A 16,173-nucleotide genomic window follows, 5' to 3' on the forward strand; every position below is an offset into this window, starting at 1 on the left:
GAAGGACGATCACCGTGCCAGAGCAGCTCACCAAGGGCCAGAACGCGACCCTGACCGTCGACGACGTCGTCGTCTCACTCGCGCTCACCGCCGCCGCCGACCTGTCCGCGCTGCTGGTCACCGCGCAGGGCAAGGTCCGCTCGGACCAGGACTTCGTCTTCTTCAACCAGCCGACCGGTCCGGGCGTGCGCCTGCAGGCGGGTGCGCCCGGTCAGTCCGCCGAGCTCGCGGTCTCGCTCGGCGCCGTGCCGGCGGACGTCGAGCAGGTGCGCGCGGTGATCACCCTCGACGACGCCACCAGCAGCTTCGGCCGGTTCGCCGCCCCGACGGCACGGGTCGCCGACACCGCGGGAAACCTGCTGTACGAGTACCGGATCGACGGCCTGGACAGCGAGTCGATCGTCATTGCGCTCGAGCTGTACCGCCGCCAGGGTGGTTGGAAGGTGCGGGCGGTGGGCCAGGGCTACGCCGGGGGCTTCGCGGCGCTGGTCACCGACCACGGGGTGTCTGTCGACGACGAGCCGGCACCCGCCCCCGCCGCACCGTCAGCACCGCCGGCTCCCCCAGCGCCGCCTGCGGAGGTCAGCCTGACCAAGAGCAGGCCCGTCAGCCTGACCAAGGGCCAGAAGGTCACCCTGAAGAAGGACGGCGGTGTCGCACTCACCCAGATCCGGATGGGCCTCGGCTGGGATCCGGTCGTCACCCGCGGCCGGTTCGGCGCACGCCAGGCGAACATCGACCTCGACGCCTCCGCGCTGCTGTTCGCCGGCACCGAGTTGGCCGAGATCGTCTACTTCGGGAAGCTGAAGTCCACCGACAACTCGATCGTCCACTCCGGCGACAACCTCACCGGCGACGGTGACGGTGACGACGAGGTGATCGCGGTGGACCTGACCGCGGTCTCCGCCCGGGTGACCACGATCGTCTTCGTCGTGACCTCGTTCCGGGGGCAGACGTTCGAGCAGGTCGACAACGCGTTCTGCCGGCTCGTCGACGCCACGATCCAGACCGAGCTCGCGCGGTTCACGCTGAAGGGCGGCATGCCGTTCACCGCCATGGTGATGGCCAAGGTTTACCGGCAGGCAGGTGGCTGGAAGCTGCAGGCCGTCGGGGAGGGCGTCGACGCGAAGACGCCGCAGAAGGCCGCCAAGCACCTCCACCCCTTCCTCGGCGACTGACCCTCGCCCTCCGGGGACCCGATTGACACGACTTCGCATCAGGTGCGAAAGTCTGCGGGTAATGCGATGGTGGACGGGAATCCGGTGCAAGTCCGGAGCGGTCGCGCCACTGTGATCGAGGTGTTCGTCAGCCTCGACAGCCAGACACCGTCACCATCGCCAGGATTTTACAGGGACGCGAAATCCCAGGAGGAACCATGGCCTACGTTCACACCCCCAGCAGGGCAACCGATTCCATCGGCATCGCGATGATCATCGCGGGCGTCGTACTGCTCGCGATGCTGACGCTGTACCTGGTCGGCTTCGACCAGGGCGCGATCTCACGCACCGGCATGTACATGCACGAGCTGATGCACGACGGTCGCCACCTGCTGGGCCTGCCGTGCCACTGACCGAGTCCTTCAAGAACCTCCTCATCCGCGGGCTGCTGGCCGGGCTCGTCGCCGGGCTGCTGGCCGGTGCCGTCGCGTTCGTGATCGGCGAGCCGCACGTGAACGCGGCCATCGCCATCGAGGAGTCGGCATCCTCGGCCGCCGAGGCCGMGCCGTCCGCGGCCGAGGCCCACGAACACGCCACTGCCGAGGCCCACGAGCACCCCGCCCCGGGCGCCGGGGCCACCGCGGCCGAGACCGACGCGGCCCACTCGCACGGCGAGGACGCACTGGTCAGCCGGGACGGGCAGCGGGCGGGCCTGTTCCTGGCCACCGCCCTCGCCGGCCTCGCCCTCGGTGCCATCTACGCCTCGGTGACCTACTACGCGCGACGCGCGAGCACCCTGTCCGCGCCCGTGCTCGCGTTGGCGCTGGCCGGGCTGGGGTGGCTCGCGATCGAGGCCGTGCCGTTCTTCAAGTACCCGGCGAACCCGCCCGCGGTGGGCGACCCGGACACCATCGACAAGCGGACGCTGCTGTGGCTGGCATCGGTGGTCCTCGGGCTGCTGGCCGTCGCCGTCGCCGCGTACGCCGCCAGGATCGTGGCGGCCAACGACTTCCTGACGGTCCGGATCGCGGCCCCGCTGCTCGCGTTCCTGGTGGTCGTCGGCGTCGGCTACCTGGCGCTGCCCGACGTCGACGAGGTGGGCAGCGACTTCCCGGCGTCCCTGCTCTGGGAGTTCCGGATCTCCTCGCTCACCGTCCAGGCCACGCTGTGGCTGACGCTCGGGCTGGGCTTCGCCTTCCTCACCGAACGCGCCGCCCGTACGCGCTCAGCGGTCGCCGTCGCCGGTCGCTGACCCCCACCGCGCAACGCAACACAGACCCGCAACACCGACCGAATGTCGCATTCGTTCAGCTGAAGTGAACGAATGCGACATTCGGTCAGGCGTAGGGGTGGCCGGTCAGACCGCGCAGGTGTCGTCGGTGCAGGCGCCACCGTCACCGTCGAGGGTGACGATCGCGCCGGACTGGGCGAACGCCTGCTCGAGCAGTTGGGTGAACACCTCGACGGGCTGCGCCCCCGAGACACCGATCGCCCGGTTCGCCGCGAAGAACGGCACGCCGTTGATCCCGAGCCGCTGGGCCTCCTCGGTCTCGGCCCGCACCTGATCGGCGGCGGTGTCGGTCTCCAGGGCCGCCCGGATCTCGTCGGCGTCCAGACCCACCTCGGCGGCGATGGCGACCAGTTCCTCGCGGTCGTCCACCACCCGGCCCTGTGTGAAGTGCGCCCGGAACAGCGCCTCCATCACCTCGTCGGTGCGGTCGCCGGCCAGGTGGACCAGCCGGTGCGCGTCGAAGGTGTTGGCGGAAATCGCGATGGCGAAGTCCATCACCAGGCCGTCCTCGGCTGCGGCGGCGGTGACGCGGGCCGCCAGCTGCTGCGCCTCGGCCGCGGACAGGCCCTTGCGCGCGGCGACCTCGTCGATGTTGCTGATCCGTGCGCCGACCGGACGGTCGGGCAGGAGCTGGTACGAGCGCCACTGCACCCGGACCTGGTCGCGGTGCTCGAACTTCTCGAGGGCGGCGGCAAAGCGGCGCTTGCCGATGTAGCACCACGGGCAGGCGATGTCGGACCACACCTCCACCACCACGGACGGCGCGACGGCGGGGGCGGTCTGCTGGTCACTGGTATCTGTGCTCACGAATTATTCTAAACATCCGCGACTCGACTTCTGTTCCGCCCCGCCGCCGGACGAAAGGCTCACTCCAGCGCGGCGTCCAGGGTGATCTCGACGCCGGTCAGGGCCTTGCTCACCGGGCAGGACTCCTTGGCGGCCTGGGCCACCTTTGCGAATCCGGCGGCGTCGAGCCCGTCGACCTCCCCGCGGACGACGAGCTTGATGCCCGTCAGCTTGAATCCGGGGTTGTCCGGCCCCAGGGTCACGGACGCGGTCACGTCCAGGCTCTGCGGGGTGCCGCCCGCCTCGCCGATCAGTGCGGAGAGCTGCATGGCGTAGCAGGACGAGTGTGCGGCGGCGATCAGTTCCTCGGGGCTGGTGGTGCCGCCGGCCTCCTCCGCGGCCCGCTTGGGGAACGACACCTCGAAGGTTCCTGTGCCGGAGCTGGTGAGCTCCACCTGGCCGGAACCGTCCTGCAGGGTGCCGTTCCACGCGGTGCGGGAGGTACGAGTGGGCATGGTGGGTCCTTCCGTCGAGGCTTTCGGTTCGCGCAGGCATACCTGCAGGGACAGTCTGTCCCGGATCGTGGTGCCGGGCCACCGGTATGGGGCCGACGTTGTCGCGCGGCGGGCGCCGTCCGGTTCGGGTGTCATTCCGCATTCACCCGTCGTCGCCGACGGACACCGCCACGTTGTCGACCCGGTGGTAGTGCGCCAGCAACTGCCGCTCCTCGTCGCGCTTGGGAAAGACGAAGAAGACCAAGGCCGCGCCGGCCAGCACGATCAGGACCGCCGCCACGTACGCCTTGGTGTCGCCGTCCAGGAAGGCCGTCCGCGCGGCGGCCAGGATCTGGTCCGCGTACTGCGGGTACCGCTCCGCGATGTCGGCCGCGCCCGAGAACGACTTCTCGAGCGTGGACTTCACCTGGTCACTGACCTCGTCGGACTGCGGCGAGGCGGCGATCGTCGCGGCGAACGAGGCGGTGTAGCCGGCGGTGAGCAGCGCGCCGAGCACCGACTGCATGATCGCGCCGCCGAGGTCGCGCTGCAGGTCTGCCGTTCCCGACGCCATTCCGGCGCGTCGAACCGGGACCGAGCCGGTGAGCGAGCGCGAGGCCGGGGTGCCCGCGAGGCCGACGCCCACGCCGAGGAGCATGTAGCCGAGCCCGATCTTCCAGTACTGCGCGTCCTCCTTCCACAGCAGCAGCGCGACCACCAGGCCCGACACGATGGCCGCGTAACCGAGCAGCAGCGTGACGCGGCAGCCGTGCGCCTCGATCAACCGTGCGGACTGCGGCGCCACCAGCACCATCACCGCCGCGGCGGGCAGGGCGGCCGAACCGGCGGCGAGCGTCGAGTAGCCCAGCACGTTCTGCATGAACTGCTGTCCGATGTACATGACGCCCATCAGGGTGCCGAACACGACGATCCCCGCGACCGCGGCCACCCAGAAGATCCGCCGGCGCGCGACCTCGAGGTCGAAGAGCGGATTCGGGGCGCGCTGCTGCCTGACCACGAACACCACACCGGCGGCCGACGCGATCGCCAGCAGCCCGAGCGCGGTCGCCCGCATCCCGTCCACCGGCGCGAAGTTGATGCCGAGCACCAGCGCTGCCACCAGCACCACGGACACCATCCCGCCCAGGTGGTCGACGGCCGCGGTGGACTCGTTGACATGCGCGGGTACGTACCTCAGTGCCATGCCGAGGGCGACCACGGCGAGCGGGAGCGTCACGTAGAACACCGCGCCCCAGTCGTAGCGTTCGAGCAGCAGGCCCGACACCAGCGGGCCGAGCGCGGAGATGCCGCCGCCGATCGCCGACCACAGCGCGATGGCCCGGGTGCGCGCCGCGCCCGACCACAGGGCCGTGATCAGCGCCAGGGTGGTGGGAAAGGCGAGCCCCGCGGCCAGTCCGCCGAGCAGCCGGGCAGCAAACAGCACCTCGAAGTTCGGTGCCGCGCCGGCGATCAGGCACGCCGGGATCGAGAGCACCGTGCCCAGCACCAGCAGTCGCTTGCGCCCGTAGCGGTCGCCGAGCGCGCCGAGGTACAGCACCGAGGCGGCCAGCCCGACCGAGTAGCCGACCGCGATCAGGTTCAGCTGCGTCTGGCTGGCGTCGAAGTCCCGGCCGATGTCCGGCAGGGCGACGTTCGCGACGGCCAAGTTCAGATTGGCAACCGCGGCAACGAGTATCAGCGACAGCAGCACGACACGGGCGCGCCCCGGCTGGTCGTCGAGGGGCGGCCGGCTGTCGACCGGGGTGGAGGACACGCCTATCAGTGGACACCAATTCGCTCCCCCACGCGCGCCCAAAGGCGAGATTCGCCTCCAGCGAGGGGTGTAACCTCAGGTTTGTTGTGACATCGTGATTGGGTCGCTGAATCACACGACGGCACACTCCACCGGCGCTCCGCGACGTGATCCCGACAGTCCGGGACCGCCGCCGAGAAGTATTGACGCCGAAGGTATTGACGCCGAAAGCACTGGGCCGATCGGACCGGACCGCCGCCGCGGATACTGGCGCCGCCACCAACCGGCGCCGCTGGAGGAATCATGACCACAGTCAACCTGCCGAGCCGCGCGGCGGAGTCCGCCGGTGCCCTTCTCGCAGTCGTGGGCGTCGCCGCGCTCGCGCTACTCACCCTGTACCTGGCCGGCTTCGACCAGGGCGCGATTTCCCGCTCGGGCATGTACCTGCACGAGCTCATGCACGACGGCCGTCACCTGCTGGGCCTGCCGTGCCACTGACGTCGTAGCGCGGCGACACCGGCCGGCGGTCCAGGTTCGTCCGATCCAGAACTCGCTGGTGGGCAACAGCTCTCACGAGCAAACGGAGACCTCGATGAGTTCACCGACAGATTTCGACAGCCTGCACAACCGGGTCGCGGGCATCGCACCCGTCAGCCGCCAACGGCTCGACTCACCGTACGAGATATCGAACGACCTGTACGCGGCGCTGCGGCACGTCCTCCACGACGGCGGCGGCCAGCCCGACCTCCCCACCCCGTACCTGGAGAAGGACGAGGAGGCGTGGGAGATGAACACCTACGTCACCTGCGAATGCCTCGGGTGGCGGGGGGGTGTGGACCTCCGAGGAGCGCAGGCGGGCCGAGAACGACCTCGGCGCCACCCTGTACTTCGGCGACCTGATACGTGCCCAGGCCCGTGGCCACCAGCGCGCCTCCGGCCGTGGCCATAATGTCGATGCACCCGGAGAGCGCGCCGCCGTGGACCATCTCGCGGACATGACCTCACCCTTGAATCAGAGTTTGACTACGTTTTCGGAACTGCACTACGGTTTCTGTCATGAGCCTGGACCCGCCGGCCGACCGCAGGCGCCACCGCACGCACACGGCGGTCCTGGATGCCGCGGATCTGCTGTTCGCCCGGAACGGCTACCGCGCCACGAGCGTGGATGCCCTCGCGAACGAGGCAGATGTCGCGCTCAGCTCCATCTACGCGAACTTCCCCGGCGGCAAGGCGGACGTGTACGCCGCGCTCGCCTGTCGCACCGCGACCGAGCACGCGCAGGGCATGAGCAGGGCACTGACCGGCGCCACCGCCGACGACCGCCTCCTGGTGGCCTTCGACGCATACGTCGCGTTCCATCGCGCCCGACCACTGGCCTTCCGGATCCTCGGCCTCACGGACGTCGACGACCGGGATTCCGAGGTCGTGGCGCAGGCCCGAACGCGCATCGACGCGACGCTGATCGGGATCACCCGCGAGCTGGTGGCGGCGATCGGTTCGACCCTCCCCGGCACCGAGGAGATCGTGCTGCTGGCGTGGGCGACCGTCAACGGCGTGCTCAGCCTCGAGCATCGCCGCACGATCTCCCGCGGCAGCGCGGATTCGCTCATCGAGATGGCCCGAGCGGACGGCGCCCGCAGACTGAAGGAGCTGGCACATGCTCAGGGGTGAACTGAGCCGGGCCGACCGGCTCCGGGTCATGCTGCAGGCGGCAGCCGTCCAGACCCGTGCGCTGCCAAGCCAATTGGCGGCGGTGCCGAATTCCAGCCCGGCGACCCCGTCGCTGGTCCCCCCGCCCGATTCCGCCCTGGCCAGGGACGCCCTCGAGCACGCTCGCGAGGTGCTCAGTCCCGGCATCCTCGCCCACAGCCTGCGATGTTGGCAGTGGGCCATGCGATTTCGCGCGGTGGACGGCAACGAACCCGACCCCGAGGCACTGTTCGTCGCGTGCGTCCTGCACGACACGGCACTGGGCACGCCTGCCGACGCGCACGTCGGCTGCTTCGCACTGCTGGGGGCCGAGGAGGCCAGGCGGTTCGTCGCGGACCGGGGCGCCCCCTCCGCTGCGGCGGAGACGGTGGCCACCGCAATCGCGCGCCACATGGACCCGCGCACACCCACCGGGCACGGAGCCGAGGCCGCCCTGCTGCACGACGCCGCTCACCTCGACGTCGTGGGGTACCGGATTCGGGACATGCCGCCGGACTTTCTTCGCGCCGTCGTCGCGGCGCTCCCCCACGACGGGCTGGGCGCGGAGTTCGCCGAGCTCGCGCGGCGCGAGAGCCGGGTCAGGCCCCGATCGACGGTCGCCGTGCTGTGGCGCACCGGGATGCGGATTCCCCTGCGCCTCAACCCTCTTGAACGGCTCGGAGATCACTGACCGCGGCGACGACGGCATGGCGTGCTGTTCATGACCACCGATGACGATCCGACCACCCTGGCGCTGACAGCCGGTGCGGCCCGGACCGTGGCGCTGGCGCGCGCCACCCACCGACGGCAGCGTAGGAGGCCCGGGCCGACCCTGGTCGGCATCGACGGTCCCGCGGGCGGCGGAAAATCGACCCTGGCCGATCGGGTCGCCGCAGCGCTGGACGACGCGCCGATCGTCCGGATGGACGACCTGTACCCCGGCTGGGACGGCCTCGCCGCGTCGGTTCCGCTCCTCGTCCGGTGGGTTCTCACTCCCGCCGAACACGGCCGGATCCCGCGCTGTCGGCGCTACGACTGGCATCGCGGCGGATACGCGGAGTGGCGCGCGGTCCGCCGCCACCGCTACCTGATCGTCGAGGGCGCCGGATCGACCTGTGGCCCCGCACGTGGGTATTTCGCGGTCCGGGTGTTCGTCGACGCCGCCCCGGACGAGAGGATGCGACGCGCCCTCCAGCGCGACGGGGACATGTTCCGGCCGCACTGGGACCGCTGGGCCCGTCAGGAGGCGGCACTGTTCGGGCCGGACCGGACTCGGCACGCCGCCCACGTCGCGGTGATGACGGGTTCGACCGGCCCCCGCACATGAGCAGCGGGTCAACCCGCCTCCGGAGCCGGACGGGCAGGCCTGTGCCGATCGGCCATGCCCGACGCCCGGAGTCTGATCCCTTCGCGCAGACTCTCGGGCCCGAGTAGTTCGGCATCGTCGCCGAGCATCCACAGCACACCCCCGGCGTGCGCTGCGTCGCCGAACTCGACATCGGCGGTGATCCAACCGTCCGCCCGAGTCTCCGACGCGGTGGAGAGCACCGAGCTGAGGAGGTCCTCCCGCCGCCCGGCCCGCACCCGAACGGTGGCCGTGACGGACTCGTGCAGCGCACGGAACTCGGACCGCCGCCGGTCCCAGATCCCGGCCAGGTCGACAACGGGGTCGCGCCGCGCCTGCTCGTCGAGCTCGCAGGCATCCTGGATGCGGGAGAGCCGGTACGTGCGCTCCGAACCGCGGTGCGTCGCCACCAGGTACCACCGGCCGCCGGCGTTGACCAGGCCGATCGGATCAACTGTGCGCCAGCGTGATTCGCTGCCGCGGGCCGTGTACCGGAGACGAAGCCGGCGTCCCGTGAACACCACCTGCTGAATCAGGCCGAGATGCTCCTCGTGTGACGGATCGGTGAGCCAACCGCCCTGCCGCACGAGCACCCGTTCCGCGACTCGCGTGGCGGCCGTGCGGTGCGTGTCGGGCATGGCGGCCAGCACCTTCCGCATAGCGGACGCGAATGCGGGCGCCATTCCCAGCGCCGCAGGGGTGGCAGCGGCGCCGGCCGCGAGCAGCGCCTTGGCCTCCTCCACCGTCAGACCGGTGAGATCGGTGGTGAACCCCGGCAGCAGGGCGAACCCGCCGTCGCGGCCGCGTTCCGCGTAGACGGGGATCCCGGCCGCCGACAAGGCCTCGACGTCACGCAGCACGGTGCGTGTGGACACCTCCAACTCCCGGGCGAGGGCTGTTGAGGACATCCGTCCCCGGTTCCGCAACAGCAATACGAGTGAGAGCAGGCGGTCGGCACGCATTGCCCCATTCTCTCAGGAATACATGACAGGAGATGTCGTGATTACGGACGAGAGTGGGCACGGTCCGCGCACGCGCACTCGATCGAAAGGCCCCTGATGACCGACATCACCGACCCCCGCCCCCTGTACCGCGAAGCCCTGGCCTGGGTGACCGCGTTGATGGCCGAGGTGCGGCCGGACCAGCTGACGGATCCGACGCCCTGCGACGAGTTCGACGTCGCGACCCTGATGGGCCACCTGGTTGCCACAGTCGACCGGGCGCGCGTCATCGGCGAGGGCGGTGACCCGGCCACCGTGCCGCTGGTCGCGACCGCCGCCGTCGACGACGAATGGTCCGCCGCGTACCGGATCGCCAGCGAGACGATGTGGGTGGTCTGGGGCGACGACGCGCTGCTCGACGCCACCGTCACCGCTCCCTGGGGCCGCGTACCCGGGCGCGCCGCGATCTGGGGATACCTGAACGAGACGCTGGTCCACGGCTGGGATCTGGCCACCGCGACCGGGCAGCCCGCCGAGACCGACCCCGCCCTCGCCGAATCGGCCCTCGCGGTGGCCCGTCGCGCGATCCCCGAGAGCCCCCGCGGCGGGCAGGTGCCATTCGGCGCGGTCGTCGAGTCGGCCGAGGGAGCCGGACCGACGGAACGCCTTGCCAATTGGTCCGGCCGAACCGGCATCGGCCGGACTGTGATGTCCGCCTGAGACACGGCCCCACACACGACAACGCCCCGCGAGCAAGTGCTCGCGGGGCGTTGTCGTGTGTCAACCTACTCGGTGGGACCGGTCTCGGTCGGCGCGTCGCCGGCCTTCGCCATGTCCACCGGCAGCGAGTCCGGAACCGCGACCGGCTTCGGGCTTCCGGTGAACGTGAACTTCGCGTCCTCGCCGGCACCCTCGCCGTCCCAGTTCTCGACGTCGACGAGCACGATCTGGCCGGGGCCCAGCTCGTTGAAGAGGATCTTCTCCGAGAGCTGGTCCTCGATCTCGCGCTGGATGGTGCGACGCAGCGGTCGCGCACCCAGGACCGGATCGAAGCCGCGCTTGGCGAGCAGCGACTTGGCCTGCTCGGTCAGCTCGATCTCCATGTCCTTGTTCTTCAGCTGCTTCTCGACGCGGCCGATCATGAGGTCCACCATCTGGATGATCTGATCCTTGGTCAGCTGGTGGAAGACGATGATGTCGTCGATGCGGTTGAGGAACTCGGGCCGGAAGTGCTTCTTGAGCTCGTCGTGAACCTTGAGCTTCATCCGCTCGTAGTTCGACTCGTTGCCCGTTCCCGAGGTGAAGCCCAGTCCGACTGCCTTCGAGATGTCGGAGGTGCCCAGGTTCGAGGTGAAGATCAGCACGGTGTTCTTGAAGTCGACCGTGCGTCCCTGACCGTCGGTGAGACGGCCGTCCTCGAGCACCTGCAGGAGGGTGTTGTAGATCTCCTGGTGTGCCTTCTCGATCTCGTCGAACAGCACCACGCTGAACGGCTTGCGACGGACCTTCTCCGTCAGCTGGCCGCCCTCTTCGTAGCCCACGTAGCCGGGAGGCGCACCGAACAGCCGCGACGCGGTGAAGCGGTCGTGGAACTCGCCCATGTCGATCTGGATGAGCGCGTCGTCGTCGCCGAACAGGAAGTTCGCGAGCGTCTTCGCCAGCTCGGTCTTACCGACGCCGGACGGGCCGGCGAAGATGAACGAACCGGAGGGACGCTTCGGGTCCTTCAGGCCGGCGCGGGTGCGGCGGATCGCCTTGGAGACCGCCTTGACAGCGTCCTCCTGGCCGATGATCCGCTTGTGCAGCTCGTCCTCCATGCGGAGCAGACGGGTGGTCTCCTCCTCCGTGAGCTTGAAGACCGGGATGCCGGTCCAGTTGCCCAGGACCTCGGCGATCTGCTCGTCGTCGACCTCGGCGATGACGTCCAGGTCACCGGAGCGCCACTGCTTCTCCCGCTCGGCCCGCTGCGCGACAAGGGTCTTCTCCTTGTCCCGCAGGTTCGCGGCCTTCTCGAAGTCCTGCGCGTCGATCGCGGACTCCTTCTCCCGACGCGCGTCGGCGATCTTGTCGTCGAACTCGCGCAGGTCCGGCGGCGCGGTCATCCGGCGGATGCGCATCCGGGCGCCCGCCTCGTCGATCAGGTCGATCGCCTTGTCCGGCAGGAACCGGTCGTTGATGTACCGGTCGGCCAGCGTGGCCGCGGCAACCAACGCGCCGTCGGTGATCGAGACGCGGTGATGCGCCTCGTAGCGGTCGCGCAGACCCTTGAGGATCTCGATGGTGTGCTCGACCGTCGGCTCGCCGACCTGCACCGGCTGGAAACGGCGCTCGAGGGCGGCGTCCTTCTCGATGTACTTGCGGTACTCGTCGAGGGTGGTCGCACCGATGGTCTGCAGCTCGCCACGGGCCAGCTTCGGCTTGAGGATCGAGGCCGCGTCGATGGCGCCCTCGGCCGCGCCGGCACCGACCAGGGTGTGCAGCTCGTCGATGAACAGGATGATGTCGCCGCGGGTGTTGATCTCCTTGAGCACCTTCTTCAGGCGCTCCTCGAAGTCACCGCGGTAGCGGCTGCCCGCGACCAGGGAACCCAGGTCGAGGGTGTAGAGCTGCTTGTCCTTGAGCGTCTCGGGGACCTCGCCGTTGACGATGGCCTGCGCGAGGCCCTCGGCGACGGCGGTCTTGCCGACGCCGGGCTCGCCGATGAGCACCGGGTTGTTCTTGGTGCGGCGGCTGAGCACCTGCATGACCCGCTCGATTTCTTTCGAACGGCCGATGACCGGGTCGAGCTTGCCCTCGAGCGCGGCCTGGGTCAGGTTGCGGCCGAACTGGTCGAGCACCAACGAGGTGGACGGGGTACCCGCCTCACCGCGGCTGGTGCCGGCCTCGGACGGCTCCTTGCCCTGGTAGCCGGACAGCAGCTGGATGACCTGCTGGCGGACCCGGTTCAGGTCGGCGCCGAGCTTCACGAGAACCTGGGCTGCGACGCCCTCGCCCTCGCGGATCAGGCCGAGCAGGATGTGCTCGGTGCCGATGTAGTTGTGGCCGAGCTGCAGCGCCTCGCGCAAGCTCAGCTCCAGCACCTTCTTGGCGCGCGGGGTGAAGGGGATGTGACCGGACGGGGCCTGCTGGCCCTGACCGATGATCTCTTCCACCTGGCTGCGCACGCCCTCGAGGGAGATGCCCAACGACTCGAGCGACTTCGCCGCCACGCCCTCGCCCTCGTGGATGAGGCCGAGCAGGATGTGCTCGGTGCCGATGTAGTTGTGGTTGAGCATCCGGGCCTCTTCTTGGGCCAGGACAACAACGCGCCGCGCGCGGTCGGTGAACCTCTCGAACATCGCTCTCCCTCACGTTCCTTATGGGTAGATCCCTCAGCGGGATCCACGAGCCGCACCCCTACTCTAATGGCCCAGTGGCACGGCCTGCGCAGCTCCGTCCCATCACTGACGGGTCTGCAAGCATGCTTACCGGTCTCAACGTCGCAGCCAGGCGATTCGTTTCCTTAGGACGCTACGCCCGCAGCGAACAACGTGGCGACTCCCCGGATCGGCCACGGAGATCACCCGACGAGCGGCAGTACCGCCTCGCACGGCACCGGTCGCGGGTTCGCCGGATCGAGGGCGCCCACGGACACCGCACCGTAGGTCAACGCGAACACGCAGTGGCCCACGTTGGCGAGCAACGGCGAGACCGTGGTCAGTTGTTCAACCTGCTGGCCCCGAGCCCGTGCACCAGCACCACGGGCTCGGGATGCACGGCCGTCGGCCGGCACGAGAAGTCGTTGGACCCGGCGGCGGATCCCTCGCGGCCGTCTTCGACGAACAGGTGGTACGGCACCGGGTACGGCGTCACCGGTGCGGCCGCCGTGGGTCTGGCGCAGATCAGCGCCGCAACCGCCGACGCCGCGACCAGCGCTGCGAACCGCACGTCAGCCGACAATCGGCGGCACGAACACGCACGGCACCGGGCGCGGGTTCGCCGGGTCGTTGAGCACCAACGTGGCCGCGACCGGGTCACCGGCGATCGACAGGTGTTCGCCGAAGTCCTGAGCGCAGTGGTCCTGGACGAAGATGTTCGTCGTGTCCAGGTCAAATGCCATCTCGCCGCGCCAGAGCGGTGCGAGCGAGACGTACTTGTCGACCTTGTCCGCGCCGCCGAGGTTCTTCAGCCAGTAGGTGGGCATCAGCGTGCCCTGGGAATGGCCGACCAGGTTCACCTTCTTCGCGCCCGTGGACGCCAGCACCCGGTCCACGAAGTCCGCGAGCTGCTGCGCGCTCTCGTCCATCGGCCGGAATGCACCGAGTGCACTCAACGGCCAGGGCAGGTCGTCGTACGCGCCGTAGGTCAGTGCGTAGACGCAGTACCCCTCGTTCGCGAGCAATGGCGCATAAGTGGCCCAGTTGGTCTGCTTGTTGCCGCCGGTGCCGTGCACCAGCACCACCGGTTCGGGGTGCGCGGCGGTGGGCCGGCACGACCAGTCATTGGATCCGGGAGTGGAGCCGCCGGGATTACCGAGTTCGAGCGGGACACCCGCCAAGAACTGGTAGGGCACCGGCAATGGCGCCGCACCGGCAGTTCCTGTGCCGAGTAATAAAACTGTCGCGAAAATCCATGTCGCGATCACAGTTACCCAGCGCGCCGCGACCCTGTTCCTCGTCGTTTCGCCGCCCGCGAGGCCAACAGCCGATAAACCTCGGGACGGGCGAAACGACGGGTGAAATCCGGTGGGGCGTCAGTTTGCTTTGTTGTATGCGTCGATGATTTCCGCCGAGATGCGTCCGCGTGCGGACACCGGGCGTCCATTGCGCCGAGCCCAGTCGCGGATCGCAGCGCTCTGCTCCCGGTCGACGGCCACTCGGGACTTTCCGGCAGGCGCCGAAGACTTCACGCGACGACGCCCTGTCGACTTGCGCGCATGGGAAACCCAGACATCGAACTGCTCGCGCAACTTCGACGCATTCTCCGACGACAGGTCGATCTCGTACATGACGCCGTCGAGCGCGAACTCGACTGTTTCATCGGCGGCCGCTTCCTGATCAACATCGTCGATCAGGGTGACGGTGACCTTCTTCGCCATGGGTCGAGTTCCCTTCCATTAAATGTGCTATTCCTCGCCGCGATCGCGACTTTCGCCGAGTGTACTCCTGTTTCGGCCGCGTTCATGACCGAGGAATAACCGGGGAATAGAAATTAAAGGGATCAGCGCGAGGTCGGCCGGACAATTGGGAACAAGATTGTTTCCCTGATTCCCAGCCCGGTGAGCGCCATGAGCAGGCGGTCGATACCCATTCCGGTTCCGGTGGTCGGCGGCATGCCCTGCTCCATTGCGGCCAGGAACTCCTCGTCGAGGGCCATCGCCTCGTCGTCGCCCTCCGACGCCAGCCGCGCCTGGTCGACGAAACGCTCCCGCTGGATGACCGGGTCCACCAGCTCCGAGTAGCCGGTGGCGAGCTCGAAGCCACGGATGTACAGGTCCCACTTCTCCGTCACGCCGGGCTCGCTGCGGTGCTGGCGGGTCAGCGGCGAGGTCTCGACCGGGAAGTTCCGAACGAAGGTGGGCTCATGCAGCTGGTCGCCGCACTGGTGCTCCCACAGCTCCTCGACGAGCTTGCCGTGGCCGTAGCCCTTGTCCTTGGGCACCTCGAGACCGACCTTCGCGGCCAGCGCGAGCAGCTCGTCGACGGTGGTCGCCGGGGTGACCTCGACGCCGATCGCGGCGGACAGCGACGGGTACATCTCCATCGTCTTCCACTCGCCGCTGAGGTCGTACTCCTCACCGTTGTGGAGGGTGACCACCTGGGTGCCGAAGGCCGCCTGCGCGACCTCCTGGATCAGTTCCCGGGTCATCTTCGCCGAGTCGTCGTAGGTGCCGTACGCCTCGTAGGTCTCGAGCATGGCGAACTCCGGCGAGTGCGTCGAGTCGATGCCCTCGTTGCGGAAGTTCCGGTTGATCTCGAACACCTTCTCGATGCCACCGACGACGCAGCGCTTGAGGAACAGCTCCGGCGCGATCCGCAGGTACAGGTCGATGTCGAGGGCGTTCGAATGAGTGACGAACGGCCGGGCCGCGGCGCCGCCTGCCACCGTCTGCAGCATCGGGGTCTCGACCTCGAGGAAGCCGCGACGCTCGAGCGCATTGCGCAGCTCGCGGACCACGGCAACACGCTTGCGCGCCATGTCGCGGGCCTCGGGGCGCACGATCAGGTCCGCGTAGCGCTGGCGGACCCGGGACTCCTCGTTCATCTCCTTGTGGGCGACCGGCAGCGGGCGCAGCGACTTCGACGCGATCTGCCAGACGTCGGCCATCACGCTGAGCTCACCGCGGCGCGAACTGATGACCTCGCCGTGCACGAACACGAAGTCACCGAGGTCCACGTCGGACTTCCACGCGGCGAGCGCGTCCTCGCCGACGCCGGCAAGGCTGATCATGGCCTGCAGCTGGGTGCCGTCGCCCTCCTGCAGGGTGGCGAAGCAGAGCTTGCCGGTGTTGCGGAGGAAGATCACGCGGCCGACCACGCCGACCTCGACGCCGGTGGCGGTGTCGGGCTCGAGGTCCGGGTGCTGCGCGCGGACCTCGGCAAGGCTGTGCGTGCGCGGAACCGAGACGGGGTACGCCTGCTGCCCCTGCGCGAGGATCCGGTCCCGCTTCTCGCGGCGGATCCGCAGCTGCTCGGGGGTGTCGTCGGCGGGCTCGGTCATAACATCACTCACGGATGA

General features: G+C 69.2%; 18 protein-coding genes, 1 pseudogene and 1 riboswitch. Of the genes and pseudogenes, 9 read left to right on the forward strand and 10 right to left on the reverse strand.

Features of this window, described 5'->3' with window-relative positions:
* Positions 1 to 14: 14 nt before the first annotated feature.
* The 3 genes from AC1DWC_RS06975 to AC1DWC_RS06985 all read left to right on the forward strand — a co-directional run bounded on the left by AC1DWC_RS06975 (position 15) and on the right by AC1DWC_RS06985 (position 2,409).
* On the forward strand, positions 15 to 1,178 hold the full coding sequence (locus AC1DWC_RS06975; protein ID WP_477906747.1) for a TerD family protein: 1,164 nt from the start codon (positions 15 to 17) through the stop codon (positions 1,176 to 1,178).
* A 44-nt stretch (positions 1,179 to 1,222) separates the two neighbouring features.
* Positions 1,223 to 1,348: riboswitch (cobalamin riboswitch) on the forward strand.
* A 27-nt stretch (positions 1,349 to 1,375) separates the two neighbouring features.
* A complete protein-coding gene (locus AC1DWC_RS06980; RefSeq protein WP_072845515.1) occupies positions 1,376 to 1,570 on the forward strand; it encodes a CbtB domain-containing protein in 195 nt (64 codons plus the stop codon).
* Positions 1,561 to 2,409 carry a CbtA family protein gene (locus AC1DWC_RS06985; protein WP_477906748.1) on the forward strand — a complete coding sequence of 283 codons (849 nt, stop codon included), beginning with the start codon at positions 1,561 to 1,563 and terminating at the stop codon, positions 2,407 to 2,409. The genes AC1DWC_RS06980 and AC1DWC_RS06985 overlap by 10 nt, the downstream gene beginning before the upstream one ends.
* 105 nt (positions 2,410 to 2,514) lie before the next feature.
* Here the strand turns inward: AC1DWC_RS06985 and AC1DWC_RS06990 are convergent, their stop codons facing one another.
* The 3 genes from AC1DWC_RS06990 to AC1DWC_RS07000 all read right to left on the reverse strand — a co-directional run bounded on the left by AC1DWC_RS06990 (position 2,515) and on the right by AC1DWC_RS07000 (position 5,502).
* Positions 2,515 to 3,255 (reverse strand): DsbA family oxidoreductase, encoded by a 741-nt coding sequence (locus tag AC1DWC_RS06990; RefSeq protein WP_477906749.1) that lies wholly within the window; start codon positions 3,253 to 3,255, stop codon positions 2,515 to 2,517.
* A 59-nt stretch (positions 3,256 to 3,314) separates the two neighbouring features.
* A complete protein-coding gene (locus AC1DWC_RS06995; protein ID WP_072845512.1) occupies positions 3,315 to 3,749 on the reverse strand; it encodes an OsmC family protein in 435 nt (144 codons plus the stop codon).
* A gap of 142 nt (positions 3,750 to 3,891) precedes the next feature.
* Positions 3,892 to 5,502: an MFS transporter gene (locus AC1DWC_RS07000; protein ID WP_477906750.1), complete on the reverse strand. Its 1,611-nt coding sequence runs from the start codon at positions 5,500 to 5,502 to the stop codon at positions 3,892 to 3,894.
* Positions 5,503 to 5,784: 282 nt separating this feature from the next.
* Between AC1DWC_RS07000 and AC1DWC_RS07005 the strand changes: the two genes are divergently transcribed.
* The 5 genes and pseudogenes from AC1DWC_RS07005 (at position 5,785) to AC1DWC_RS07025 (ending at position 8,497) form a co-directional block, all read left to right on the forward strand.
* Complete coding sequence (locus AC1DWC_RS07005; RefSeq protein ID WP_477906751.1) at positions 5,785 to 5,979, forward strand: CbtB domain-containing protein; 195 nt, start codon at positions 5,785 to 5,787, stop codon at positions 5,977 to 5,979.
* A gap of 94 nt (positions 5,980 to 6,073) precedes the next feature.
* A pseudogene (locus AC1DWC_RS07010) lies at positions 6,074 to 6,374 on the forward strand (hypothetical protein); the annotation flags it as partial.
* 163 nt (positions 6,375 to 6,537) lie between these two features.
* Positions 6,538 to 7,152 (forward strand): TetR/AcrR family transcriptional regulator, encoded by a 615-nt coding sequence (locus AC1DWC_RS07015; RefSeq protein ID WP_477906752.1) that lies wholly within the window; start codon positions 6,538 to 6,540, stop codon positions 7,150 to 7,152.
* Positions 7,139 to 7,861, forward strand: coding sequence for an HD domain-containing protein (locus AC1DWC_RS07020; protein WP_477906753.1), 723 nt, complete (start codon positions 7,139 to 7,141; stop codon positions 7,859 to 7,861). Before AC1DWC_RS07015 ends, AC1DWC_RS07020 begins: the two co-directional genes overlap by 14 nt.
* Before the next feature lie 30 nt (positions 7,862 to 7,891).
* Positions 7,892 to 8,497: a nucleoside/nucleotide kinase family protein gene (locus AC1DWC_RS07025; RefSeq protein ID WP_477906754.1), complete on the forward strand. Its 606-nt coding sequence runs from the start codon at positions 7,892 to 7,894 to the stop codon at positions 8,495 to 8,497.
* Positions 8,498 to 8,505: 8 nt separating this feature from the next.
* Here the strand turns inward: AC1DWC_RS07025 and AC1DWC_RS07030 are convergent, their stop codons facing one another.
* Positions 8,506 to 9,477: a helix-turn-helix transcriptional regulator gene (locus AC1DWC_RS07030; protein WP_477906755.1), complete on the reverse strand. Its 972-nt coding sequence runs from the start codon at positions 9,475 to 9,477 to the stop codon at positions 8,506 to 8,508.
* Between the two features lie 96 nt (positions 9,478 to 9,573).
* Between AC1DWC_RS07030 and AC1DWC_RS07035 the strand changes: the two genes are divergently transcribed.
* Positions 9,574 to 10,176: a TIGR03086 family metal-binding protein gene (locus AC1DWC_RS07035; protein WP_477906756.1), complete on the forward strand. Its 603-nt coding sequence runs from the start codon at positions 9,574 to 9,576 to the stop codon at positions 10,174 to 10,176.
* A 65-nt stretch (positions 10,177 to 10,241) separates the two neighbouring features.
* Here the strand turns inward: AC1DWC_RS07035 and AC1DWC_RS07040 are convergent, their stop codons facing one another.
* From AC1DWC_RS07040 to lysS, 6 genes are all read right to left on the reverse strand, one after another.
* Positions 10,242 to 12,794 carry an ATP-dependent Clp protease ATP-binding subunit gene (locus tag AC1DWC_RS07040; RefSeq protein WP_477837641.1) on the reverse strand — a complete coding sequence of 851 codons (2,553 nt, stop codon included), beginning with the start codon at positions 12,792 to 12,794 and terminating at the stop codon, positions 10,242 to 10,244.
* A 221-nt stretch (positions 12,795 to 13,015) separates the two neighbouring features.
* Positions 13,016 to 13,138 carry a hypothetical protein gene (locus AC1DWC_RS07045; protein WP_477906757.1) on the reverse strand — a complete coding sequence of 41 codons (123 nt, stop codon included), beginning with the start codon at positions 13,136 to 13,138 and terminating at the stop codon, positions 13,016 to 13,018.
* A gap of 14 nt (positions 13,139 to 13,152) precedes the next feature.
* Positions 13,153 to 13,383 (reverse strand): hypothetical protein, encoded by a 231-nt coding sequence (locus AC1DWC_RS07050; RefSeq protein WP_477906758.1) that lies wholly within the window; start codon positions 13,381 to 13,383, stop codon positions 13,153 to 13,155.
* A gap of 1 nt (position 13,384) precedes the next feature.
* The gene (locus tag AC1DWC_RS07055) at positions 13,385 to 14,080 is read right to left on the reverse strand and encodes an esterase/lipase family protein (RefSeq protein WP_477906759.1); all 696 of its coding nucleotides are present in this window, start codon (positions 14,078 to 14,080) and stop codon (positions 13,385 to 13,387) included.
* Positions 14,081 to 14,188: 108 nt separating this feature from the next.
* Positions 14,189 to 14,533, reverse strand: a complete 345-nt coding sequence (locus AC1DWC_RS07060; RefSeq protein WP_072845504.1) for a histone-like nucleoid-structuring protein Lsr2 — start codon at positions 14,531 to 14,533, stop codon at positions 14,189 to 14,191.
* Between the two features lie 122 nt (positions 14,534 to 14,655).
* Entirely contained in the window at positions 14,656 to 16,155 is a 1,500-nt protein-coding gene (gene lysS, locus AC1DWC_RS07065) for a lysine--tRNA ligase (protein WP_371851170.1), read from the reverse strand.
* Positions 16,156 to 16,173 lie beyond the last annotated feature (18 nt).

This window comes from Rhodococcus sp. P4_C10 (assembly GCF_056402135.1).

What these genes read in the sequence shown, in the direction of transcription:
- AC1DWC_RS06980 (WP_072845515.1), top strand. Translation starts at nt 1,376, where the DNA reads ATGGCCTACGTTCACACCCCCAGCAGGGCAACCGATTCCATCGGCATC.
- AC1DWC_RS06995 (WP_072845512.1), bottom strand. Translation starts at nt 3,749, where the DNA reads ATGCCCACTCGTACCTCCCGCACCGCGTGGAACGGCACCCTGCAGGAC.
- AC1DWC_RS07005 (WP_477906751.1), top strand. Translation starts at nt 5,785, where the DNA reads ATGACCACAGTCAACCTGCCGAGCCGCGCGGCGGAGTCCGCCGGTGCC.
- AC1DWC_RS07015 (WP_477906752.1), top strand. Translation starts at nt 6,538, where the DNA reads ATGAGCCTGGACCCGCCGGCCGACCGCAGGCGCCACCGCACGCACACG.
- AC1DWC_RS07020 (WP_477906753.1), top strand. Translation starts at nt 7,139, where the DNA reads ATGCTCAGGGGTGAACTGAGCCGGGCCGACCGGCTCCGGGTCATGCTG.
- AC1DWC_RS07025 (WP_477906754.1), top strand. Translation starts at nt 7,892, where the DNA reads ATGACCACCGATGACGATCCGACCACCCTGGCGCTGACAGCCGGTGCG.
- AC1DWC_RS07030 (WP_477906755.1), bottom strand. Translation starts at nt 9,477, where the DNA reads ATGCGTGCCGACCGCCTGCTCTCACTCGTATTGCTGTTGCGGAACCGG.
- AC1DWC_RS07035 (WP_477906756.1), top strand. Translation starts at nt 9,574, where the DNA reads ATGACCGACATCACCGACCCCCGCCCCCTGTACCGCGAAGCCCTGGCC.
- AC1DWC_RS07040 (WP_477837641.1), bottom strand. Translation starts at nt 12,794, where the DNA reads ATGTTCGAGAGGTTCACCGACCGCGCGCGGCGCGTTGTTGTCCTGGCC.
- AC1DWC_RS07060 (WP_072845504.1), bottom strand. Translation starts at nt 14,533, where the DNA reads ATGGCGAAGAAGGTCACCGTCACCCTGATCGACGATGTTGATCAGGAA.
- lysS (WP_371851170.1), bottom strand. Translation starts at nt 16,155, where the DNA reads ATGACCGAGCCCGCCGACGACACCCCCGAGCAGCTGCGGATCCGCCGC.